Annotated in this window: 22 protein-coding genes; 13 read left to right on the top strand and 9 right to left on the bottom strand. The window is 62.9% G+C overall.

Annotated features, from left to right (window positions below; all coding sequences use genetic code 11):
* Positions 1 to 24: 24 nt before the first annotated feature.
* A complete protein-coding gene (locus tag L7A20_RS04040; RefSeq protein ID WP_083091991.1) occupies positions 25 to 702 on the bottom strand; it encodes a Crp/Fnr family transcriptional regulator in 678 nt (225 codons plus the stop codon).
* A 369-nt stretch (positions 703 to 1,071) separates the two neighbouring features.
* On the opposite strand from L7A20_RS04040, the gene L7A20_RS04045 reads away from it, so the two are divergent.
* Complete coding sequence (locus L7A20_RS04045; protein WP_237222491.1) at positions 1,072 to 2,244, top strand: MarP family serine protease; 1,173 nt, start codon at positions 1,072 to 1,074, stop codon at positions 2,242 to 2,244.
* On the opposite strand, the gene L7A20_RS04050 is transcribed toward L7A20_RS04045, so the two are convergent.
* From L7A20_RS04050 to acs, 3 genes are all read right to left on the bottom strand, one after another.
* Positions 2,241 to 3,524: an APC family permease gene (locus tag L7A20_RS04050; protein ID WP_237222492.1), complete on the bottom strand. Its 1,284-nt coding sequence runs from the start codon at positions 3,522 to 3,524 to the stop codon at positions 2,241 to 2,243. The two genes, L7A20_RS04045 and L7A20_RS04050, sit on opposite strands and share 4 nt — an antisense overlap.
* 9 nt (positions 3,525 to 3,533) lie before the next feature.
* Complete coding sequence (gene aroQ, locus L7A20_RS04055; protein WP_237222493.1) at positions 3,534 to 3,989, bottom strand: type II 3-dehydroquinate dehydratase; 456 nt, start codon at positions 3,987 to 3,989, stop codon at positions 3,534 to 3,536.
* 222 nt (positions 3,990 to 4,211) lie between these two features.
* On the bottom strand, positions 4,212 to 6,149 hold the full coding sequence (gene acs, locus L7A20_RS04060; RefSeq protein ID WP_237222494.1) for an acetate--CoA ligase: 1,938 nt from the start codon (positions 6,147 to 6,149) through the stop codon (positions 4,212 to 4,214).
* 180 nt (positions 6,150 to 6,329) lie between these two features.
* Between acs and nth the strand changes: the two genes are divergently transcribed.
* Together nth and L7A20_RS04070 are read left to right on the top strand one after the other, a co-directional pair.
* Positions 6,330 to 7,232, top strand: coding sequence for an endonuclease III (gene nth / locus L7A20_RS04065; RefSeq protein WP_237222495.1), 903 nt, complete (start codon positions 6,330 to 6,332; stop codon positions 7,230 to 7,232).
* Positions 7,225 to 7,983 carry an NUDIX hydrolase gene (locus tag L7A20_RS04070; RefSeq protein WP_237222496.1) on the top strand — a complete coding sequence of 253 codons (759 nt, stop codon included), beginning with the start codon at positions 7,225 to 7,227 and terminating at the stop codon, positions 7,981 to 7,983. The genes nth and L7A20_RS04070 overlap by 8 nt, the downstream gene beginning before the upstream one ends.
* Before the next feature lies 1 nt (position 7,984).
* Here the strand turns inward: L7A20_RS04070 and L7A20_RS04075 are convergent, their stop codons facing one another.
* Entirely contained in the window at positions 7,985 to 9,754 is a 1,770-nt protein-coding gene (locus tag L7A20_RS04075; protein ID WP_237222497.1) for a bifunctional 3'-5' exonuclease/DNA polymerase, read from the bottom strand.
* 113 nt (positions 9,755 to 9,867) lie between these two features.
* On the opposite strand from L7A20_RS04075, the gene L7A20_RS04080 reads away from it, so the two are divergent.
* The 6 genes from L7A20_RS04080 (at position 9,868) to L7A20_RS04105 (ending at position 13,588) form a co-directional block, all read left to right on the top strand.
* A complete protein-coding gene (locus L7A20_RS04080; protein WP_237222498.1) occupies positions 9,868 to 10,989 on the top strand; it encodes a TadA family conjugal transfer-associated ATPase in 1,122 nt (373 codons plus the stop codon).
* Positions 10,989 to 11,705 carry a type II secretion system F family protein gene (locus tag L7A20_RS04085; RefSeq protein ID WP_237222499.1) on the top strand — a complete coding sequence of 239 codons (717 nt, stop codon included), beginning with the start codon at positions 10,989 to 10,991 and terminating at the stop codon, positions 11,703 to 11,705. Before L7A20_RS04080 ends, L7A20_RS04085 begins: the two co-directional genes overlap by 1 nt.
* Positions 11,705 to 12,178 carry a type II secretion system F family protein gene (locus L7A20_RS04090; RefSeq protein WP_237222500.1) on the top strand — a complete coding sequence of 158 codons (474 nt, stop codon included), beginning with the start codon at positions 11,705 to 11,707 and terminating at the stop codon, positions 12,176 to 12,178. Before L7A20_RS04085 ends, L7A20_RS04090 begins: the two co-directional genes overlap by 1 nt.
* 332 nt (positions 12,179 to 12,510) lie before the next feature.
* Complete coding sequence (locus tag L7A20_RS04095; protein WP_237194936.1) at positions 12,511 to 12,723, top strand: DUF4244 domain-containing protein; 213 nt, start codon at positions 12,511 to 12,513, stop codon at positions 12,721 to 12,723.
* A 113-nt stretch (positions 12,724 to 12,836) separates the two neighbouring features.
* Positions 12,837 to 13,217, top strand: a complete 381-nt coding sequence (locus tag L7A20_RS04100; protein ID WP_237222501.1) for a TadE family type IV pilus minor pilin — start codon at positions 12,837 to 12,839, stop codon at positions 13,215 to 13,217.
* Positions 13,214 to 13,588, top strand: a complete 375-nt coding sequence (locus L7A20_RS04105; RefSeq protein ID WP_237185041.1) for an Rv3654c family TadE-like protein — start codon at positions 13,214 to 13,216, stop codon at positions 13,586 to 13,588. The genes L7A20_RS04100 and L7A20_RS04105 overlap by 4 nt, the downstream gene beginning before the upstream one ends.
* 30 nt (positions 13,589 to 13,618) lie before the next feature.
* Here L7A20_RS04105 and L7A20_RS04110 read toward each other — a convergent pair whose 3' ends face one another.
* Positions 13,619 to 16,192, bottom strand: coding sequence for a DEAD/DEAH box helicase (locus L7A20_RS04110; protein WP_423817425.1), 2,574 nt, complete (start codon positions 16,190 to 16,192; stop codon positions 13,619 to 13,621).
* Between the two features lie 178 nt (positions 16,193 to 16,370).
* On the opposite strand from L7A20_RS04110, the gene L7A20_RS04115 reads away from it, so the two are divergent.
* From L7A20_RS04115 to L7A20_RS04125, 3 genes are read left to right on the top strand one after another with little or no spacing between them, the layout of a single operon-like run.
* Complete coding sequence (locus tag L7A20_RS04115; RefSeq protein WP_237185039.1) at positions 16,371 to 16,811, top strand: pyridoxamine 5'-phosphate oxidase family protein; 441 nt, start codon at positions 16,371 to 16,373, stop codon at positions 16,809 to 16,811.
* A 49-nt stretch (positions 16,812 to 16,860) separates the two neighbouring features.
* Positions 16,861 to 17,745 carry a rhodanese-related sulfurtransferase gene (locus tag L7A20_RS04120; protein ID WP_237185037.1) on the top strand — a complete coding sequence of 295 codons (885 nt, stop codon included), beginning with the start codon at positions 16,861 to 16,863 and terminating at the stop codon, positions 17,743 to 17,745.
* Positions 17,742 to 18,275: a GyrI-like domain-containing protein gene (locus L7A20_RS04125; protein WP_237222502.1), complete on the top strand. Its 534-nt coding sequence runs from the start codon at positions 17,742 to 17,744 to the stop codon at positions 18,273 to 18,275. Before L7A20_RS04120 ends, L7A20_RS04125 begins: the two co-directional genes overlap by 4 nt.
* 121 nt (positions 18,276 to 18,396) lie before the next feature.
* Here L7A20_RS04125 and L7A20_RS04130 read toward each other — a convergent pair whose 3' ends face one another.
* Genes L7A20_RS04130 through L7A20_RS04140 form a run of 3 tightly spaced genes read right to left on the bottom strand, consistent with a single transcriptional unit; the run spans position 18,397 to position 19,339 of the window.
* On the bottom strand, positions 18,397 to 18,537 hold the full coding sequence (locus L7A20_RS04130; protein ID WP_237185034.1) for a hypothetical protein: 141 nt from the start codon (positions 18,535 to 18,537) through the stop codon (positions 18,397 to 18,399).
* Between the two features lie 44 nt (positions 18,538 to 18,581).
* On the bottom strand, positions 18,582 to 19,022 hold the full coding sequence (locus tag L7A20_RS04135) for a pyrimidine dimer DNA glycosylase/endonuclease V (RefSeq protein ID WP_237185033.1): 441 nt from the start codon (positions 19,020 to 19,022) through the stop codon (positions 18,582 to 18,584).
* Positions 19,022 to 19,339: a thiamine-binding protein gene (locus L7A20_RS04140; protein ID WP_237185031.1), complete on the bottom strand. Its 318-nt coding sequence runs from the start codon at positions 19,337 to 19,339 to the stop codon at positions 19,022 to 19,024. Before L7A20_RS04140 ends, L7A20_RS04135 begins: the two co-directional genes overlap by 1 nt.
* 40 nt (positions 19,340 to 19,379) lie before the next feature.
* Here L7A20_RS04140 and L7A20_RS04145 point away from each other — a divergent pair, with 40 nt between their 5' ends.
* Positions 19,380 to 21,020: a DUF7059 domain-containing protein gene (locus tag L7A20_RS04145; RefSeq protein WP_237222503.1), complete on the top strand. Its 1,641-nt coding sequence runs from the start codon at positions 19,380 to 19,382 to the stop codon at positions 21,018 to 21,020.
* Positions 21,021 to 21,023: the final 3 nt, after the last annotated feature.

Below are 21,023 nucleotides of genomic sequence, written 5' to 3' on the forward strand. Positions count from 1 at the left end.
AGCAGGCAGGACGCCCGCCCCACCTTAGCGGGAGCGCTGGCGCAGACGCTGCAGGTCGAGGATGACCACAGCGCGAGCTTCCAGGCGGATCCAGCCGCGGGAAACGAACTCGGCCAGAGCCTTGTTGACGGTCTCACGGGAAGCGCCAACCAGCTGGGCCAGCTCTTCCTGGGTCAGTTCGTGGGCAACCAGCACACCGTCGGTGGCGGGACGGCCGAAGCGGTCAGCCAGGTCAAGCAGGGCCTTGGCAACGCGACCGGGAACGTCTGAGAAGACCAGGTCAGCCAGGTTCTCGTTGGTGCGGCGCAGACGGCGGGCCAGAGCCTGCAGAACCTGAGCGGAGATGTTGGGGGACTTCTCCATAGCCTTACGCAGGGACTCGTGCTTGACACCTGCCAGGCGGGTCTCAGAGACAGCGGTTGCGCTGGTTGAGCGGGGTGAGGGGTCGAACAGGGCCATTTCGCCGAAGATTTCGCCGGGGCCCATGATAGCTACCAGGTTCTCGCGGCCATCGGAAGCGGTGCGACCCAGCTTCATCTTGCCTGAGATGACGAAGTAGAGCTGGTCGCCCTGGTCACCTTCGTAGAAGAGGGTAGCGCCGCGTGAAAGGTCGACTTCGGTGATGTCTTCGGTTAGCGCTGCAAAGGCTTCGTCGTCGAGTGAAGCGAACAGCGGAGCACGGCGTAGTACTTCAATATCCATGGTTCTCTTTTACTCCTGATGTGGATCTAAAGGGCGATTCGAGTGCAGTGCCCTGTACACACAGGGCGGGCAGACTTCTAAGCATAGTCTTTGCCTAGTCCATCACACAGCACTTTTATCTGTGACATATTCAACTAATAAGAGCCTACAGGATATTTGATGCTTTCGATACCCAAAGCGCCTAGAGCTTAGTCCCTTCACCGAGAATTTTTCCTGAGTTTCCGCCTATTTTTTCAGGTTGGACGTGTAGGCTGTGGTATTCCTGTGAGGGCTGAGTCCCGGCAGAGCTCCCCGCGTCCGCTCGGTTTTTACTGAGGCGGCATAGGGCGGAGCCTAGCCCGTTTGGCCTTCCCCGTTGAATGGAGAATCATGACCGTTCTTGACTGGGTCATTATTGCTATTATTGCCCTCTACTTCTTAGCCGGTGTACGGCAGGGGCTCTTTGTCACCCTGGGTACCTTTGTTGGGTTTGTGCTGGGTGCGGTTGCAGCTATTTACGCCACCCCTTGGGTCATTGACCAGGTTGATGCACGGTGGTACCTGCTGGCCGGGCTGGGTACGGTACTTGCCTGCCTGGTTTTGGGACAGACTCTGGGTATGACCCTGGGCAGTGCTATCCGCAGGGCAAGCGACCGCACGCCCCTGCGAGGTCTGGAGCGGCTTGCCGGTGGATTAGTCAACATGGTGCTGGCTTCGCTCGTGATTGTCACGGTGGTGCTGGTCGTCCGCCCCCTGGGTATTCCCTCTGTTACCGCTTTGACCGCAGACTCTAAGGTCATCAGTTGGATGATGCAGATGACCCCGGCCTCCGCCCAAGAGAAGGTCACCGAGATCCGCGGCCAAATCGTGCAGGCCACTGGCCTTCCTGAAATCTCCCAGCTGCTTTACCCCGAGCAATCTGCCCCTCTGGGCACCTTGCAAACGGCGGCCCTGGACGAGGCCGGCTGGTCGGTGGTGCAGGTGGTGGGATCAGCTCAGGCCTGTAATTACACATCTGAAGGCTCGGGCTTCGTGGTGGACGGCGGCCTGGTGGTCACCAACGCCCACGTGGTGGCAGGCGTAAGCACCCCCACCCTGCTCAGCCGCGATGGCCAAGCCGCAACAGGCGATGTGGTCTACTACGACACCGAACGCGATATCGCGATTATCAGCGCCCCTGATCTTGACCTCACCCCCCTGGCCGTCAACCAGACCGAGGTCGCTTCGGGAACCGAAGTTGCCTTCATGGGCTACCCCGGTGGCGGCCCCTTCACGAGCCGGGCTGCAATAGTTCAGGGGTTGGGTTACACCCAAACCATCAATTCACAAACAGGTGAAACTAACCCCTCTCGTCTGGTCTATCAGCTTGCTGCTCAGGTGCAGCAGGGTAACTCCGGCGGGCCTGTGCTCACCGAGGACGGGCAGGTCATGGCTATGGTCTTTGCTAAGTCAACCCAGAGCCAGACCGGCTATGCCGTCCCGGCGGCGCATATTCTTGAGGCCCTGGCTCAGGTCAGCGCAGCCTCACCCGAGGTCGCTACCGGCCAGTGCGTGCCCAGCTAAGGCTGGGCGATCTGGGCGGGGCGGGCGTACAGAAGATAAACCGCTATCCCCACCCCCAGCAGAAGTAGCCCGCCAGCGATGGAGGCGGGCGGCAGCGTCCCCACCACCAAGCAGCAGCCAGCTGCCCCAGCAATCTGCAGGGCGCGGGGGTAACGGCGGTAGGAGCCGGTCTGGGTATAGGCTGCCAGGTTGGCTACACAGTAGTAGAGCAATACGCCGAAGGACGAAAAGCCGATAGCGCCGCGCACATCAAAGAAGAGAATCAGGACGGTCACAGCCACGGCTACGGTGATTTCTAGCCGGTAGGGCACCCCGTAGACCGGGTGCAGGTGCGCAAAGTAGGTGGGCAGGTCGCGGTGGGTAGCCATGGCGTGACCTGTGCGGCCGATGCCGGTGATGAGGGCCAGCAACGCCCCGAGTGCACCGATGGAAGCAGCGATACCCATGAGGGCGCTCAGGGGTGCGGACGATCCTACCGCTGCAGCCAGCGGGGCGGAGGTTCCCGCTAGACCCGCATAACCTAGCTGGTGGATGAGCGCGAGGGCAACTAGCAGGTACAGGGTGCCCACCAGCGTCAGGGCAATGATGATAGCCCGCGGAATGGTGCGGGCGGGGTCTTTGACCTCTGACCCCATGGTGGCAATACGGGCGTAGCCTGCGAAGGCAAAGAAGAGCAGACCAGCACCCTGCATCACCCCGTAGATAGTTGCCGCCGGGCTAGTGGGCGTGGCGGACGCTCCCGCCCCGCTCCCTGCGCTGGCAGCAATCGCTGCGGGGGCCGGAGCTACCCCGAGCAGAACCGCACCGAAAAAGACGGCCAGAGCCAGGAGCACCACAGTGACCAGGATTTTAGTGAGGGCTGCGGTACGGGTGATGCCCCTGTAATTGACAGCGGTGAGGGCGGCAACTGCGGCGATAGCCAGGAGCTTTTCATAACCCGGTGCCAGATAAGCGGCAAAGGTCATGGCCATAGCGGCGCAGCTGGCAGTTTTACCGATGACGAAGCACCACCCCGCTGCAAAGCCCCAGACATGGCCGAGCTGGCGGCTGCCGTAGATGTAGGTGCCGCCTGATTCGGGGTGCTGGGCAGCCAGCTGGGCCGAAGAGGTGGCATTAGCGAAGGCGAGAAAAGCAGCTAGGGCTAGGGAGAGCAACAGCCAGTTCCCCGCTGCTGCCGCTGCCGGTGAGAAGGCAACAAAGAGACCGGCCCCAATCATGGACCCGGCACCGATGTAGACGGCGTCGGTGAGGGTCAGCTGTGCCCGAGGTTGGGTAGCCATCGTGCCGAACTAGCCCAGGTGGCGGGCTAGGAAGGAGAGCGCCAGCTCGTAGCCCTGGGCACCTGCACCTGCAATCACGGCGGTCGCCTGTGGTGAGACGTAGGAGTGGTGGCGGAAGGGCTCCCGCTTGTGCACGTTAGAGAGGTGCACTTCGACAACCGGCAATTCGGCCGCTTCGAGGGCGTCGTGCAGGGCCACAGAGGTGTGGGTGTAGGCGGCCGGGTTGATGATGATACCGGCGGACGCGGTACGGGCTGCCTGGATTGCGTCGATGAGGTCGCCCTCGTGGTTGGACTGCATGAAGCTGATCTCGTAGCCCAGCTCGGCGGCTTGGGCGCGCAGGGTGGCTTCGATGTCGGCTAGGGTGGTGCGCCCGTAAATCTCGGGTTTGCGCACGCCAAGTAGGTTGAGGTTGGGGCCGTTAATCACGGAGATATGTCGTGGTGCAGTGTGTGGTGTTGCCATAGGTTCTAGTTTTTCACACGAAAACGCCCGCCTCCAGCTTGCAGCCATAGATGGAGCACACTGGGGCGGGCGTTTAATCAAAGAACACTAACTTCGATAGATGTGGGGCATGCGTGCCAAAGCCGACTGGCTGGGGCTGGCATGAATTGCTTGCGAGCTTGCGAGCCAGCAAGAAGGTTAGTCGGCGGGCACGCATGCCCCACATCCTGTTATATCGCGCTGCTAACCCTTCTTGAAGTTAGCCTCGATAGCTTCCATGACGGTGGGATCTGCCAGGGTGGTGGTGTCGCCGACCGGGCGGTCTTCGGCGACGTCCTTGAGCAGACGGCGCATGATTTTGCCGGAGCGGGTCTTGGGCAAATCATCCACAATCAGCACGCGCTTGGGCTTGGCAATCGGGGAGATTTCGACGCCCACGTGAGCACGAATCTGCTCTGCCAGCTCGGTCTCGTCGTGCCCTGCTGCCTTAGCTTCGTCGTTGAGGATGACGAAGGCCATGACGGCCTGGCCGGTGGTTTCGTCGGCTGCACCAACAACCGCTGCTTCGGCGACCGCGGGGTGGGAGACCAGGGCTGATTCAATCTCGGGGGTGGAGAGGCGGTGGCCGGAGACGTTCATGACGTCGTCCACGCGGCCCAGAACCCAGAGGTCGCCGTCGGCGTCGCGCTTGGCGCCGTCACCGGCGAAGTACATGTTTTCGAAGCGGGACCAGTAGGTGTCGACGAAGCGGTCGTCGTCGCCCCAGATGGTGCGGAGCATGGAGGGCCAGGGCTCGCGGATGGTCAGGAAGCCGGACTGCTCGTTGGGCAGGGACTCGCCCAGGTCGTCCACCACGTCGATGGTGATGCCGGGGATGGGCTGCTGGGCGCTGCCGGGCTTGGCCGCGGTGATACCGGGCAGCTGGGAGACCATAATCGCGCCGGTCTCGGTCTGCCACCAGGTATCGACGATGGGGCACTTGCCGCCGCCGATGACGCGGTGGAACCAGCGCCAGGCTTCGGGGTTGATGGCTTCGCCCACGGTGCCGAGTACGCGCAGGGTGGACAGGTCGTACTGGGCGGGGATGTCCTCGCCCCACTTCATCATGGTGCGAATAGCGGTGGGGGAGGTGTACATGATGGTCACCCCGTACTTCTGCACGATTTCCCAGAAGCGGCCGCGGTGCGGGGCATCGGGGGTGCCTTCGTAGATGACCTGGGTGGAGCCGTTGACCAGGGGGCCGTAGGCGACGTAGGAGTGGCCGGTGACCCAGCCGACGTCTGCGGTGCACCAGTAGATGTCGGTCTCGGGCTTGAGGTCGAAGATGTTCTTGTGGGTGAAAGCACCCTGGGTGAGGTAGCCGCCGGTGGTGTGCAGAATACCCTTGGGCTTACCGGTGGTGCCGGAGGTGTAGAGGATGAAGAGGGGGTCTTCGGCGTTCTGACGGGAGGGCTCGTGCTCGGTGGACTGCTCGGCAACCAGCTCGTGCCACCAGACGTCGCGGCCCTCAACCCAGTTGATATCTTCGCCGTTGCGCTTGACGACCAGAACCTTTTCGACCGAAGAGCCACCCTTGGCCAGGGCAGTGTCGACGGCGGGCTTGAGCATGGAGGGCTTGCCACGGCGGAAGGAGCCGTCGGCGGTGATAACCAGCTTGGCCTCGCCGTCCTCGATGCGGGAGAGCAGGGCATCGGCTGAGAAGCCGCCGAAGACGACGGAGTGCACAGCGCCGATGCGGGCGCAAGCCAGCATGGCGATAACAGCTTCGGCAATCATGGGCATGTAGATAGCAACGCGGTCGCCCTTAGAAACACCCAGGGATTCGATGCCGTTGGCTACGCGGGAGACCTCGTCCTTGAGCTCTGCGTAGGTGTAGGACTTGGTATCGCCGGGCTCGCCCTCAAAGAGGATCGCGGTGCGGTCGCCCTTGCCAGCTTCGACGTGGCGGTCTACAGCGTTGTAGCAGGCGTTGAGCTCGCCGTCGGCAAACCACTTGGCGAAGGGCGGGTTGGACCAGTCGAGGGTTTCGGTGAAGGGCTTGTACCAGGTAAGGAGGGTGCGGGCCTGTTCTGCCCAAAATTCAGTGCCTTTTTCTTTAGCTTCTTCATAGATGCCGGGCTGGGCATTGGCCTGGGCTGAGAACTCGGCGCTGGGGGCGAAGACGTCCTGGGTGTCGGTCATGGTGTGCCTTCCTTTTTTTGTGCGGCGCGTCATTGATGTACGCCACAAATGGACTTTTTCTCACCTTAGCGCACCCTGTAGCGCTAGTCACAAATTTGTGCGTTCGTGTTACGCGAAATCAGGACGCCGGTGGCAGCTAACCCGGGTACCGCAAAGACGGGCGGCGGTAGGCTTGGGTATATGCCCCTACATGCCGATGTACCTCTTAGCCCTGACGAGCTCGCCCAACTCGAAACCCGCTCTGTACCCGAGCCCAAGGCGCGAGCGTCCGCCCGAAAGTACGCCCGCGCAGCAGCTCGCGGCGAAACCGAGAGCCCTCTAGCGCTGACCCGTCGCGCCCGCAAAATCAACCGTATCTTGGGGGAAACCTACCCCTACGCGGTAGCTGAACTCGACTTCGATAACCCCTTCGAGCTCCTGGTGGCTACCGTCCTTTCGGCCCAAACCACCGACGTGCGCGTCAACGCCACCACCCCCGAACTTTTTGCCCGCTACCCCGATGCGGCGGCGTTGGCGTCCGCCCGAATCGAAGACGTGGAAGACATTGTGCGGCCCCTGGGCTTCTACCGCTCCAAGGCCAAAGCAATCGTGAACCTGGCAGCCCAGCTGGTGGCAGATCACCGCGGGCAGGTACCGGGCAGGCTTGAGGAACTGGTGAAGCTCCCCGGCGTGGGGCGAAAAACCGCTTTCGTGGTGCTGGGTAACGCCTTTGGCAAGCCGGGCATTACCGTCGATACCCACTTCGGCCGACTCGCCCGCCGCTTTGGCTTTACCACTGAAGAGGACCCCGTTAAGGTCGAACGCGACGTCGCCGAGCTTTTTGAACCCAAGGACTGGACGCAGCTTTCCCACCGCCTGGTCTACCACGGCCGCCGCATCTGTCACGCCCAAAAACCGGCCTGCGGGGCTTGCCCCGTTGCCGACCTTTGCCCGGCTTACGGTGCCGGTGAAACCGACCCGGTGGCGGCAGAGAAACTGCTCAAGTACGAGATGGCCCCGGGGCGTGAGCGCCTGCACCTGCGTTTTGTGCAGGGCGCTACCCGTCGCCAGCTGCGGGAAGAGGGGTGGACGCTCAGTGCCTAGGGAAGAGATGTTCGGGGAAGAGATAGCGAGGCAGCACCCAGCCCTAGTGGCCCTGCAAGAGTTGGCGGAGCGGGCCCCGAGCGTTGTGCGCCCCGAGGACTCGTGGCCGATTGGGCAGATGGACCCGGGCACCGTTAAAGAGGCCGCTGTGCTGGTGTTGATGGGGGTGCTTGATGAGGCTCCGGCGCAGAATACCGGGTGCGGCACGGTTGCTTCGGACCTTGACCTGTTAGTGCTGGTGCGGTCGGATGCCTTGCGTCACCATGCCGGTCAGCCTGCCCTACCCGGTGGGCGGATCGACCCTGAGGACTACGACGAGGCGGCCCGTACCGGCCGAACCGTCCAGCAGGTAGCTGCCCTGCGGGAGGCTGTGGAAGAGACTGGCCTGCAGGCTGAGGGGGTGCGCCTGCTGGGCCAGCTCCCGGCGGTTGATTTGCCGGTGAGTAACTACCGGGTGACTCCCGTGCTGGGCTGGTGGGACCTACCGACCCCTGTGGCGGCAGTAGACCGGAACGAGTCAACCCTGGTGGTGCGCGTACCGGTGGCAGACTTGCTGAACCCGGCTAACCGGCTGACCATGACGGTGACTCGCGGCCGGACCAGGCATAAGTCCCCGGCTTTTGAGGTGACCGGTGACTTCGCCCCCTTTACCATCTGGGGATTTACCGGCAACCTGCTTTCCCGAGTCTTTGAAGAGCTGGGCTGGGAAGAACCCTGGGATAAGAAGCGCACCCGGGAGGTCGGGACTTAGCCTACTTAGCCTGCGAGTAGTCGTCGGTAGTGACCACGGTGACGGGGAATTCGACGTCGGTGGGGCCGAAGATGAGTTCGGCGGCGGCTTGCGCTGATTCGCGCACAATTTCGGCGGCGCGGGCTGATTCGCCGATGGGCCCGTAGAGCATGATTTCGTCGTGGAGGAAGTAGACCAGGCGGGTTTGCATACGTTTGCCGAAGCGGCGTTCGGTGCGGAGGCGTTTGCGGATTTGGGCCATCCAGATGATGGCCCATTCGGCGGCTGTTCCCTGGATGACGAAGTTGCGGGTGAAGCGGCTGTGAGCGCGGGCGGCTGAGCGGGCGGCGCGTTCGTCGGCTGCGGTGACCTGGTTGCGTTGGGCTTGGAACCAGGCGTGGGAGGGGGCTGGGGAGGTGCGCCCCAGGTAGGTGGTGACCTGCCCGCCGCGGAGGCCTACGTCGGCGGCACGTTCGGTGAGGCCGATGGCGGCTGGGAACATTTTTTTGAGGTGGGGCATGAGCTGCCCGCCTTCGCCGGTGGTGGCTCCGTACATGGCAGCCAGTAGGGCGATTTTGGCGTGGGAGCGGTCCTTGAGGACGCTTCCGGTGCGCTCGCCGATTTCGGCGATACCCAGGTAGAGGTCGGTGCCGCGTCCGGCAACGGCGAGGGCCCGGTCACCGCTCATGACGGCAAGGATGCGGGGTTCGATTTGGGCGGCGTCTGCGACGGTGAGCATCATGCCTTCTTCGGCGCGGATGGCGGGGCGGACGTCCTTGGGGATTTGCATGGCGCCGCCGCCGTGCCCGCCCCAGCGGCCGGTGGCGGCGGAGCCGACTTCGTAGGTGGGGTGGAAGCGGTTGTTGGTTACCCAGGTGTCGAGCCAGTTCCAGCCGTTGGCGGTGTAGAGGCGGGCGAGGTGTTTGTAGTCGAGCAGGGGGCGGACGAGCTGCCAGCGTTCTTCGCGAAGGTGGGGGACGGCGTTGGCCCATTCGGTGAGTTCCCACTTGCGGGTGGAGGTGACTGAGTGCCCGGCTGCCTGGAGGGCTTTGAGGACTTCTTGGGGCGAGTCGGGGTTGAGGTTGGGGGCGCCGAGTTCTTCGCGGATGCGGGCGGCGAGGCGCTCCATCTTGTAGGGGCGGTCGTAGCCTGCGGGGCGAGGACCGAGGGCATGTTCGAGGATTTTTTCGTGGATGGTGCGGTTCCAGGGCATGCCGTGGTGCTTCATTTCGGCTGCGATGAGGGCGCCCTGGGATTCTGCGGCGAGTAGGAGGGAGAGCCGAGCGGGGGCTGGGCAGGCGGCGACGGCTTCTAGCTGGGCGCGGAGTTCGGTGAGCAGGGCGGACGCGGTTGACCCGGTTGCCTCGTGCTGTTTGGGGGAGGCTGGGCCCAGGTCATCAAAGAGGGAGGTTTGTCCCTCGATTTGCCGTCTGGCCGGTAGCACTCCTGCCGGGGGCGCGGGTTCGGGGGTGAGGTCGATGGTGGGGGTGTAGGGCAGCCGGTTTTGGGCGCGGGTGGCGGCGGTGAGCAGGATTCGCTGGGCAAGGCGCAGGTCGTGGCAGGACGCCGGTGAGACGCCAGCTGCCAGCAGGGCGGGCATGAGCTCGCGGGCGTCCGCCCAGGCCCAGCGGATCACCCGGTGCGGGTTTTGGGCCTCTACCGCGCGCACAAAGTCGGGGAGCTTAGCGAAGGGGAAAGTGCGGTGGGTGCCTGAGCCGGTGTCATTCAGCGTAATGGCCTCCCACAGGGGCGTATCGCTGGGGGAGGTCGCTGGGCCAAGCACGATGTACATCTTTCTATTATGCCGTTTGCGCTGTTCACAGGGCTAGACACGGCACTTCTTCTGTGGCATAAAGAGAGACAAGAGAAAGATACCGGGGCAGGGGCCTACCCTGAAAGGTAGCCATGCCCGATACTGAGATGCGTGTGCGCCGGTCGCGGCGCCGTTTCTTTGAGCCGACCCCTACAGACCTACCCGATGATGTGCCGCTCTTAGCGGTAGAACCGGCCGAGACCGACCTGGGCCCGCTCACACCCCTGGTGAGCCGAGAAGGGCTGACCGATATTTTCGTCAACGGCCCCCAGGACGTCTGGTACGAGGCCGCAGGTACCCTGCACCGGGCTGCTATTACCTTCCCCGACGATGAAGCCGTCCGGGCACTTGCCACCCGGCTGATCCTATCGGCAGGTGGCCGTCTGGACGACGCCTACCCGGCTGCCGACGTCCAAACCCAGCAGGGAATCCGCATCCACGCCCTGCTCCCACCCCTGAGCCGCTCCGGCACCCTGCTGTCCCTGCGCCTTCAACCGGCCCAGCGCCCGTCCTTACGGCAACTACAAGAGCGCGGCATGATGGGGCGCGACCTGGAACAGGTGCTGCGGCAGCTGGTGCGCTCGCGGGCTAATCTGCTGGTCAGCGGGGGAACTGGGGCCGGCAAGACCACCCTGCTGGGTGCCCTGTTGCAGGAGGCGGACGCCGGTGAGCGGCTACTGCTGGTAGAAGATACCTCTGAACTACAGCTAGATCACTCGCATACCGTGAGCCTGCAGGCCCGGGCTGCTAACGCCGAGGGGCAGGGCGAGGTGGGGCTTGCCGAGCTGATTCGGCAGGCCCTTCGTATGCGGCCCAGCCGGCTGGTGGTGGGCGAGTGCCGCGGAGCTGAGGTCATGGATATGCTGACGGCCATGAACACCGGCCACTCCGGAAGCGGCACCACGGTGCACGCTAACTCCGCAGGGTCTGTGCCTGCCCGGCTCTACGCTATGGGGGCTCTCGCGGGGGTGAGTAGCGAGGCTGTGGCCCTGCAAGCTGCGACGGCGCTGGATTATATTGTGCACCTTGAACGCGAGGGCAAGCGCCGTATAGTACGCGGGGTTTATCGGCTGGTAGGCGGGCACAACCTTGCCGTTGAGCCGGTCTGTACCGTGGAGCCGCGCCGCCGCGGCACCTACCTGCGCTGGCACCCCGGTGGTGAAGAGCTCCAGCAGGCAGCCGGGCTGTCTCAGAGTACGGGGGTCGGTGCCTGATGCCGGTTGATAGTCTGAAAAGTCTTGGGGTCCGCAGCGAATCAGTGGGCTTAGAAGAGCTGGAGCTATGGCCCGACGCCATCTGGCGTCTTGCCGCCCTGCTGCGCGCGGGGTGCTCTCCGGCGCAGGCCTGCACCCACGTAGCGGCCTATCTGGTGGGCCTAGAACGCGAGGAGCGCACCGAACAGAAATCCGGCCTGCTTGCAGCTGCGGGAAAGCTGCGACCGTCCGCGCGCCAGCAGCAGGGCCTCGAAAGTGCCCGTGCCCAGATGGCCCAGCTCTTTGAGACCTCGAGCGCCCAAGCCCAGAAGGGCCTGCCCCTAGCCGGTGTGTATCTGCAGGCTGCCGGGCAGGCTGAGCTGCGCGAGAGCGTGAGGCAGGGAGCCGCCAGGGTGGCAGCCTGCTGGCAGGTGGGGGAGCGGACGGGCGCCTCTCTCGCCCAGGTGTTTGAGCACCTAGCCCGCTACCTGGAGACGGAAATTGACCTGCGCCAGCAGCGGGAGACGGCTTTGAGCGGGCCGCGGGCTACCGGGCGAATCCTTTCCTGGCTGCCTTTTGTGGGGTTGGGGCTGGGAATCCTGATGGGTACGGATCCCTTAGGGGTGCTTCTAGGGTCAGTTCCCGGGGCTCTTGTTGGGTGCCTGGGGTTGGCACTGGCCTGGTGCGGCAACCGCTGGACGGCCCGCCTGATTCGTCGCGCGGAAGAGGGGCAGTGATGCTGGCTTTACCGAGAGCGGGGAAGCAGCCTCGGGCGTCCGCTCCTGAACTAGATGCTGCCCTCTACCTGGATATGGCGGCCACCATGCTCGCGGCAGGGCTTTCGATCCCTGCGGTGCTGCACCAGCTGGGGCAGCTTGAAGAGGGAAGATACGAGGCAGAACTGACCGTTGTGGTTGAGCGCCTCTATCAGGGGCAGAGCTGGGCGGACGCCTGGGAGCAACCGGTTGCCCCGGGGCTCGTAGGCCTGTATGAGGCGCTGGGGCTGACGCTGAGCACGGGTGCACCGAGCGCCCAACTGGTGAGGGTACTGGCCCAGCGGCAGCGCCGCCACCGGCAACGGGCCTATGAGAAAGCGGCTGCCCGTTTGAGCGTCAAACTGGTGGTGCCGCTGGGAGCTTGCTCGCTGCCGTCCTTTATCTGCCTGGGAGTGGTTCCCGTTCTCATTGCCCTGTTTCCGGCGCTTTTTTAGAAGCGGGCAGGTGGTACGGACAGGTTGTCCACAGGTACCCAGTGGAGGGCGCAGGGGCGTCATAAAGGTGTCACGGCTGCACCGCTGACGAGGGGGTCGGGAGTTTTGCTCCCTGAAAAGACAGGAGAGCAGGCCCGCTGCCCTTATCCACAGGTAACACTACTCTTTACGCTATCTCGGGCAACTGGAAAGCTACAGGTACCTCGGGTGAAGGCCCCGGCGTCTTTCTCACTACCTCAACCCGCCCCTTACCCCGTCTTCACCCGAGTTCACCCGAAAGAACACAGCGCCTCGGCAAGGCCGCCGAGGAACACCATATCAAGGAGGAAACCGTGTCGAACACTCACCCCACATCACCTGTAGAAGGCCAGGTCTTTCAGGCCGGTCTCGATGACCCCGAAGCGGGCGCTACGACCGCCGAGTACGGAATCGTCATGCTGGCGGCCGTAGGCTTTGCTGGCCTACTCGTGGTCATCCTCAAATCTGAAGAAGTCCGCCAGATGCTGCTGGGGCTGGTGCAAACAGCCCTCTCAACCGGCGCGTAGACCGCCTTCTGTCTCTGTGCCCGGGCTGAACCGCCCGGGCACAGAGACAGGAAAATCCGTAATCGATACCTGAAAACCCTGGAACCCTCAGCCCAAGATAAGGTGGTGATACCGTGCAGATACTAGCCGCACCAGAAGATGAGAGAGGGTCAAGCACTGCCGAGTTTGCGGTGATACTCCCTGCCCTTGTGTTTGTTCTGGCCCTGGTGCTGGGAGCTGCCGCAACCGGTATCGTACAGCTCAAACTGGAAGAGGGCGCTCGCCTGGGAGCCCGGGCAGCAGCCCGCGGGGAAACAGCCGAGACCGTAACCCGCATCGTGCAGGAGATAGACCCCGCAGCTACCGTCACCCTGGTTCAGGATGACGACATGACGGTCGTAACGGTGAGCAGACAAGCTCCGGGAGTTGTGGGAAAGGTCAGCGGCTGGACGCTTACCGCCGATGCACGGGCCCTCACCGAATACAGCGCCACCACCGGGAGCGCTGACCCATGAATCGCGAAGTTGAGTGGGAACGAGGAAGCAGCACCGTTGCCACGGTGGGCCTGGTCTGCGCTCTTCTTATTCTCGGGGCTACCTGTGCCGGGCTCATTGGGGTCATTACCGCGCAGCACCGGGCAGCGGCAGCAGCGGATCTAGCGGCTCTTGCCGCAGCGGACGTAGCCCGCGGCCTTGCCCCCGGAGAACCCTGTGCGGTCGCCGAGCGCATTGCCCAGTCCAACGGGGCCCGGTTGGGTGGCTGCGGCCAGCCCGCCGGGTTGGGCGGGACGGTGGACGTCCGCACCCTCGTTGATATCACCGGCCCCTTCGCTTTCCTTGGTCCCGCTGAGGGCATATCCCGGGCTGGGCCACCTGATTCCTCATAACCGAGGCCAGCCCCGCTCGCTATAGCAAGGCTAGAAGGGGTCGTCGGTAGCGGCGAAGCCGGTCAAAGACTCAGCTACACCCACCGGGGTAGGCTCGCCCTCCACTCGGCTACCCGCTGCGTAACCCTCGGCTCCTGTTTCCCCAGCTACCGGGCTTTCAACCGCCGGGCCTAAAGGCTTGAGCAGTCTTCTGCGCTCTTCATCGGTGAGTTCATCGGCCTCAACGAGCAGGGCAGCTAAAAGCCGGGCGGCGCCCGCCTTGTGCAGGGGCTCGTTCCGGTTACCGCACTTGGGGGACTGCACACACGAGGGGCAGCCCAGCTCGCACTCGCAGGCCAAAATCGTATCGAGAGTGGCCCGCAGCCAGTGCCCCACCTGCTCAAAGCCCCGCTCGGCAAAGCCAGCCCCGCCAGGGTGGCCGTCGTAGACGAAAATCGTGGGCTGTTCGGTATCGATATGAAAGGCGGTCGATAAACCACCGATATCCCACCGGTCGCAGGTAGCTACCAGGGGGAGCAGACCGATAGCGGCGTGCTCAGCGGCATGCAGGGCCCCGGGGATATCCCTCTCATGAATACCCGCAGCGTGCAACAGGGTAGCTGGCATAGCCCACCAGATAGCCCTGGTCTGCAACTCCTGCGGGGCAAGGTCAAGCGGCTCATCACCCAGAACCTGCTGGCCCACCAGGGACTTCCGCTGGTAGCCCACCACCTGGGAACGAACCCGCACCCTGCCATAGTTCAACGACACCTGCCCCTGCTGCCGCGTTTCCTCAGCACCCAGCACGGTCACTTCGGTGATATCACGGGACTGGGTGTAATAATCGGGGCTCACTGCCGAGACCGCAATAACCTTGTTGTCCTCATCAAGATCTTCCACCACATAGGTCTTGCCCTGGTGAGTGTAAATAGCGCCGGGGTGCCCCTGGGAGTGGGCGTGGCCGTCGTCCATACTGCCAATTACAGCACCCGTTTCGCAGTCAATAATCTGCAGGGGAGAACCACCCCCGCGCAGGTTCACAAAGTCACTGGCAGACTCGGGGTGGGTCCAGAACCAGCCGGTAGCCCGCTGTCTCAGGTAGCCCTGCTCCACCAGGCGGCCCAACAGCGCCTCGGTGGTGCGCCCAAAGACCATGAGCTCCTCCCGGCGCAGGGGAATCTCAGCTGCCGCAGCACACAGATGCGGACTAAGCACATAGGGGTTCTCAGGGTCGAAAACGGTTTTTTCAACCGGCCGGTCAAAGATATCTTCGGGGTGGTGCACCAGGTAGGTATCGAGGGGGTCTTCGCTGGCAATCAGGACGGCAAAAGCGTCCTGCCCTGCCCTGCCCGCTCGTCCTATTTGCTGGTAGAAGGACGCCCGCGTGCCAGGCCATCCGCCCACCAGCACGGCATCCAGCCCCGCAATATCAATACCCAGCTCCAGGGCGTTGGTCGAGGCTACGCCCAGAATCTCACCCCGGCGCAGGCTGGCCTCAAGGGCCCGCCGCTCCTCGGGCAGGTAGCCCGCCCGATAGGCTGCGATACGGGCAGAAAGGCCGGGCTCAACCTCATCGAGATAGCGGCCAGCGGTCTGCGCGATAGCTTCAGCCCCGCGACGGGACTTAATAAAGGAAATCGTGCGGGTACGGTTCACCACCAGGTCAGTGAGCATCTCAGCGCTCTGGGTAATGACCGACTTACGCACCGGCGCCCCGTTCTCACCCGCGCCACTACCCTGGGCACCGGGCCGAACACTCACCCCGTTGGCGTGGGCAGAAAGCTTGTCATTGACCGCAGCCGCATCGGTAAACTCCGGCTCCCACAGCAGTACATGGGTAGCACCGCGCGGAGCGGTACTCTCAGTTACCGCGGTAACCGCGGTGGGCCGCGACCCAATCAGCCGGGCAAAAGACTCAGCAGGCTCAGCGCTGGTAGCAGATGCCCCAATAAACACCGGGGTAGCACCGTAGTAGCGGCACACCCGCCGTAACCGCCTCATCAGCAGAGAAACATGGGCCCCAAAGACGCCCCGGTAGCCGTGGGCCTCATCCACAATCACATACTTGAGCTTGCGCAAAAACCCAGCCCACCGGGCATGATTGGGCAAGATAGCGTGGTGCAGCATATCCGGGTTAGCCAGAATGAAGTTGGCGCGCTCGCGAATAAAGCGGCGGTCGGCCTGCGGGGTATCGCCGTCGTAGCTCTCAGCCACGAGCCCGGGAAGTCCTAAGTTGCGCAGGGAGGCCAGCTGGTCTGCCGCCAGGGCCTTGGTAGGGGAGAGATAGAGGGCCGTTGCCCGCCCAGAATCAAAGCCGCTAGCCTGGGCCTCGAATTCGCCCCGGTAGATAGCGTCAAGGGCGGGTAGCTGGTAGGCCAGGGACTTACCCGAGGCGGTTCCCGTTGCCAGAATGACGTGCCGGTTGCCGGGGGAGTCGTGCGCGGCCGTTGCCGCCTGCACCTGGTGTAGATAGGGCTCGGCGACCCCTAGGTTCTGGTAGGCCTCAACCACCCGCGGGTGGGCCCAGGACGGCCAGGGGGCAGTTTCAGCGCGCCGGGCAGGTAGAGTGCGCACATGGGTGACCTGCTCAGGTAAGGACGCCAGCCCCAACTGGTCGAGCACCACGGCCAGCTCACCGGGCTGGGGAGCGCGAGTGGACGGGGCTCCGGCTGGGTGTGAGCGCGGGGGAAGGGCATCGGTAGGCACCCGTCTATTATGGCACCGCGAGAGCGCGCGTAAATATTTGCTCTTTCTGCCCCCGTTATCTGTGACCTGCACTATAAGGGGTGGGATAATGGGCTGTATGAGTATTCCAATGAACATTCAGGGTAAGAAGACCACCGAGCAGGAGCCTGTGGTCACGGTCCTCACCGAAGAGCAGATTTGGGAGCTGATTGAGGGCACCCGGTTTGCCCGTCTGGGCACGGTAGGCGAGGATGGCTACGTGCACATCACCCCGCTCAACATTGTGACCGACGGGGTTCGCATTTTCTTCCGCACCGCCTCCGGCAGCAAACTTACCCAGCTTTTGATGAACGAGAAAGTAACCGTGCAGTTCGACCGGGCAGAGGGCAGTCACGCCTACTCGGTCAATGTCTTTGCCACAGCCCGCCTGCTGACCGAAACCCGCGACATTGACTACGTTGGCAAGCTCAACCTTGAGCCCTGGCTCGATACCGAGAAGCTGGAGTTTGTGGAGCTGACCCCGCAGAAAATGACCGGGCGCCGCTTCCGCCTGGGCTAGGAACGCCAGTCGCCGCCCCACCGAGGGGCATAAGGTCTAAAATAGGGGTGTGTCTCAAGAAAAAATTATCCTCTACTACTGCTTTGCCCCTGTGACCGACCCCAAGGCTGTGATGCTGTGGCAGCGTGCTCTCTGCGAGAAGCTGGGCCTGACCGGCCGCATCCTGATCTCTAAGCACGGCATCAACGGTACCCTGGGCGGCGACATCAACGCCCTGAAACAGTACGGCAAAACTACCCGCCAGTACCCGGGCTTCGAAAAGCTCGAACTCAAGTGGTCTGACGGCAGCGCTAGCGACTTCCCCCGCCTCTCGGTAAAGGCCCGCGACGAGATTGTCGCCTTCGGTACCCCCGATGAACTCATCGTCGATGAAAACGGTGTGGTGGGCGGCGGCGTGCACCTGAAGCCCGAAGAAGTCAACAAGCTGGTTGAAGAGCGCGGCGACGAGGTCGTCTTCTTCGACGGCCGCAATGCCTTCGAAGCAAAAATCGGCAAGTTCAAGAACGCTATTGTGCCCGATGTGCGCACCACCCACGATTTCATTCAAGAAATCGAATCGGGCAAGTACGATGACCTCAAAGACAAGCCCGTCATCACCTACTGTACCGGCGGTATCCGCTGCGAAATTCTTTCGGCCCTGATGAAGAACCGCGGCTTCAAAGAGATCTACCAGATTGACGGCGGCATCGTGCGCTACGGCGAAAAGTACGGCGACTCCGGCCTCTGGGAAGGTTCACTCTACATCTTCGACAAACGCCAGCACATGAACTTCTCACCCGACACCGTCACAATCGGCGAGTGCGAACACTGCGGTGCTAAGGCAAATACCTTCGTCAACCTAGATGTCGACGGCGTGCGCGACCTAGTGCTCCTGTGCCCCGACTGCCAGGCTAAAGCAGAGGCCGAGCGCGAGGCTGCGGCAGCGTCAGCATGAGTGAGCAGAAGACCCCGGCTTACGAAACAGCTCTGATTGAGTATGGCACCTTCATGGTCGCCGGTGTCACCGACCCGGCGACAGAAGAGAGCGACTTCGGCTCCTGGTGGGAGCGCCTCTACAGCACACTTGAGTCGGGTGAGGGCGACCTGGCCGCCCAGCGCCTGGCTGCGGTAGAAAAGCTGCAGAAGGTGGGCGTTGTCATGCCGGACGCCGACGATACCGATTTTACCTACACGGCGGGTTTCATTGTGCCCGGCGGTATTAAGGACGTTGCGGCCCTTGGGCTGACCGGCGTGATGGTACCGGCTGCTATGTACGCTACCGTCCTGGTGCAGGGGGCCATTACCCCGGGCGTCCCCCCTGCCCATATTAAGGCGGGCTTCAACCACCTGGCCAGCACCTTTATCCCCTCGAAGGGGCTGGAGCCTACCGGCGTCTGCCTAGAAGTGTACGGGCCCGGCGAAATCACCGACGAGAACTACCGTATGTATCTCTGGCAGGCTGTAACGAGCCCGCAGGCCGCTTAAAGAAACAATAAAATACCTCCCGCAGTGCGATATGCGGGAGGTATTTCTCTCTAAAGTATGTGCGCTTGCGCGCCCCTGGATAACGGTTGAACTGGTGTGGTAATACCGAAGGGAAAAATCTTTAGGAGTTCTGCTCTACGGCCAGTTCGGCCTCAAGCTTCTCGATAATCTCTGCGATGAAGGCGGGGCCACCGTTAGCGGCCTTTTCCTTCCAGTCAGCGATGGACTTTTCCAGTTCGGCAATTTTTTCTGCATTTGCCATAAGGTAAATATAACCCAGACCTCTAGAAAAAATCACCTTGATTACTATTTGACCTTTTCCCAGTTTTCGATGGGGCCGGGTACGACGGTGAAGAGCGGGTGGGTGACTTTAGTGGGTGACGTGGAAAAATACTGGTCATACCACTGTGGGGAGCGGGCTTTTACTTTTTCTGCCAAAAATGAGATTTCGTAGTCTAGCTGGCCGTCGGTAACTGGTAGCGGTGACAACTCAGGTTGAGCAGGGAGCACCAGCAAACTGCGGTTGAAGTTATAGCCCCGTCTATCAGCCTCATCAGCCAGCCCGTGCAGGTAGGTGCAGATGTAGGCCAGGGGGTCACTAGAGGCTTTGAAACGGTTCAGCTGGGGGTGGTTGGTGTAGCCCTGGGTGAGCCCCTGGAGCACTTTCTGGGCAAGCAGGGTCTCACGCCAGCAGGCCACTAGCCCCTTGGCATCGAGCAGGGAGGGGTGCACCGACCAGATACGCATTAGCCTTCAGCTCTGCGGGCGATGGCTTCTTCGAGGCGGTCGAGTTTGCCGGTGAGTTCGCCTGAGTCGTGACCTGGGCGAATATCGGCTTTGAGCACAAGGGAGACCCTGTTGCCGTACTTTCCAACGGCTTCGGTGGCGGCTTTGATGACGGCCATGCACTCGTCCCAGTCACCTTCGATGGTGGTAAACATGGCGTCAGTGCGGTGGGGCAGGCCCGAATCGCGGATGATCTGGACGGCTTCTGCAACGGCGTCGTGTACGGACCCGGACGGGTCTCCGCCGCCGGTGGGGGCTACAGAGAATGCAAATAACATGTCTCTACCGTACCGCTCATACGGTTAAATAGAGAGCGTGATGACTTCTGATTTTTCTCGTGTTCCCGGTGCCCCCGTCAGCGCCGATACTGCCGCCCTCACCCGCCTGCACGCTGCCCTGACCGAGCTCAACTACACCTACGACGGTATCGAGGAGCTACTAGGGTCCCGCGCTTTTGAGGCCATGACCCGCGACCAGGTGGTGCCCGGCCTTTACCGAGTGAGCCAGATTCTGGGGCAGGAGGCCACATCAGAAACCTTTACCACCGCCCAGCGGAATCTGGCCCAGCTGGTGCGCTTCTTCCTCTTTGGCACCGCCCTGCCCGGTGGGGACCTTGAGGACGCACTGGGGGCAGGTAGCCTGGACCTGCTGCTGGATTTGGGGCTGGCGGAGCCCGCCGAGGACGGCCTGGTACAGGCTGCCGTAGACCTGCGGCCGCACGCCGCCGACGATGGAACCGAACTCTTTGTGGCCAGCGATTTGGGCGCCCACCAGCGCCCCGGCGTCCTGCGCAAGGACCATGTGCTGGGTATCGGCCATGCCTCCCTTACCCTGGCCCAGCTTACCGAGCGAACCCCCGTAGACCGGGCCCTCGATCTGGGCACCGGCTGCGGCATCCAGGTCTTCCACCTGCTGGCCCACACCCGCCACGTGACCGCTACCGATATTTCCGAGCGCGCCCTGGCCTTTACCCGCTTCAACCTGCTGCTCAACGCGTCCGCCCTGAACCTTGATGCGACCAACCTCGAAGAGCGCGTGAGCCTGCGCTTAGGTTCCCTGCTCGAACCGGTCGCCGGTGAAACCTTCGACCTGGTGGTCTCTAACCCGCCCTTCGTGATCACCCCGCGTAGCGACCACGAGAGCCCCGAAGACCAGTTCACCTACCGCGACGGCGGCATGGCAGGGGACGGTATCGTCTCAACCCTGGTACAGCAGCTACCCACTGTGCTCGCCCCCGGCGGGCGCGCCCAGATGCTGGGTAACTGGGAAATTCCCGTTGACGGGCAGGACGGCCCCGTCGACTGGGCAGACCGCCCCCGCGCCTGGGTGGGGGAGGAAACCGAAGCCTGGTTCATCCAGCGCGAGGTGCTCGAACCAGAACAGTACGCCGAAACCTGGCTGCGCGACGCCAGCGAAAACCGCGACCCTGCCCACTTTGAGGCCGCCTACACCGCCTACCTGCGCGACTTTGCCTCCCGCGGGGTCGGCTCCATCGGCTTTGGCATGATCTGGCTACGCAAGCCGAACCCGGCGTCCGCAGGGGAGCGCCTGCACCGCTTCGAAGAAATTACCTACCCCATCCAGCAGCCCATCGCCCCCTTCATCACCGAGGCGGTGGAGCACTATGACCGGGTGACGGCCCTGACCGATGAACAGCTGCTCGAGCAGCACCTGGTGGTAGCGGGCGACGTCACCGAAGAACGCCACTCCACTCCCGGCGCTGAGCACCCCTCCGTGATTCTGCTGCGTGCAGGTGCCGGGCTGCGCCGCACCATCCTAGAAACTACAGAGACCTCCGGCTTCGTCTCTGCCTGCGACGGGGAACTGACCGCCGGTCAAATCGTCGGTGCCCTAGCTGCCCTGCTGGGCTGGGAGACCGAAGAACCCAGACAAGTATTAATCAGTAACATGCGCGAACTGCTCGAAAAGGGCTTTTTGCGGATTGACCAGGGCGACTAGACT

The organism is Rothia nasimurium, from assembly GCF_928381415.1.
GTDB classification, from domain to species: domain Bacteria; phylum Actinomycetota; class Actinomycetes; order Actinomycetales; family Micrococcaceae; genus Rothia; species Rothia nasimurium_H.

Excerpts from the sequence above, each read along its gene's own strand:
- L7A20_RS04040 (WP_083091991.1), bottom strand. The coding sequence starts at position 702 with ATGGATATTGAAGTACTACGCCGTGCTCCGCTGTTCGCTTCACTCGAC.
- L7A20_RS04045 (WP_237222491.1), top strand. The coding sequence starts at position 1,072 with ATGACCGTTCTTGACTGGGTCATTATTGCTATTATTGCCCTCTACTTC.
- L7A20_RS04050 (WP_237222492.1), bottom strand. The coding sequence starts at position 3,524 with ATGGCTACCCAACCTCGGGCACAGCTGACCCTCACCGACGCCGTCTAC.
- aroQ (WP_237222493.1), bottom strand. The coding sequence starts at position 3,989 with ATGGCAACACCACACACTGCACCACGACATATCTCCGTGATTAACGGC.
- acs (WP_237222494.1), bottom strand. The coding sequence starts at position 6,149 with ATGACCGACACCCAGGACGTCTTCGCCCCCAGCGCCGAGTTCTCAGCC.
- nth (WP_237222495.1), top strand. The coding sequence starts at position 6,330 with ATGCCCCTACATGCCGATGTACCTCTTAGCCCTGACGAGCTCGCCCAA.
- L7A20_RS04075 (WP_237222497.1), bottom strand. The coding sequence starts at position 9,754 with ATGTACATCGTGCTTGGCCCAGCGACCTCCCCCAGCGATACGCCCCTG.
- L7A20_RS04080 (WP_237222498.1), top strand. The coding sequence starts at position 9,868 with ATGCCCGATACTGAGATGCGTGTGCGCCGGTCGCGGCGCCGTTTCTTT.
- L7A20_RS04085 (WP_237222499.1), top strand. The coding sequence starts at position 10,989 with ATGCCGGTTGATAGTCTGAAAAGTCTTGGGGTCCGCAGCGAATCAGTG.
- L7A20_RS04090 (WP_237222500.1), top strand. The coding sequence starts at position 11,705 with ATGCTGGCTTTACCGAGAGCGGGGAAGCAGCCTCGGGCGTCCGCTCCT.
- L7A20_RS04105 (WP_237185041.1), top strand. The coding sequence starts at position 13,214 with ATGAATCGCGAAGTTGAGTGGGAACGAGGAAGCAGCACCGTTGCCACG.
- L7A20_RS04115 (WP_237185039.1), top strand. The coding sequence starts at position 16,371 with ATGAGTATTCCAATGAACATTCAGGGTAAGAAGACCACCGAGCAGGAG.
- L7A20_RS04125 (WP_237222502.1), top strand. The coding sequence starts at position 17,742 with ATGAGTGAGCAGAAGACCCCGGCTTACGAAACAGCTCTGATTGAGTAT.
- L7A20_RS04130 (WP_237185034.1), bottom strand. The coding sequence starts at position 18,537 with ATGGCAAATGCAGAAAAAATTGCCGAACTGGAAAAGTCCATCGCTGAC.
- L7A20_RS04135 (WP_237185033.1), bottom strand. The coding sequence starts at position 19,022 with ATGCGTATCTGGTCGGTGCACCCCTCCCTGCTCGATGCCAAGGGGCTA.
- L7A20_RS04140 (WP_237185031.1), bottom strand. The coding sequence starts at position 19,339 with ATGTTATTTGCATTCTCTGTAGCCCCCACCGGCGGCGGAGACCCGTCC.
- L7A20_RS04145 (WP_237222503.1), top strand. The coding sequence starts at position 19,380 with ATGACTTCTGATTTTTCTCGTGTTCCCGGTGCCCCCGTCAGCGCCGAT.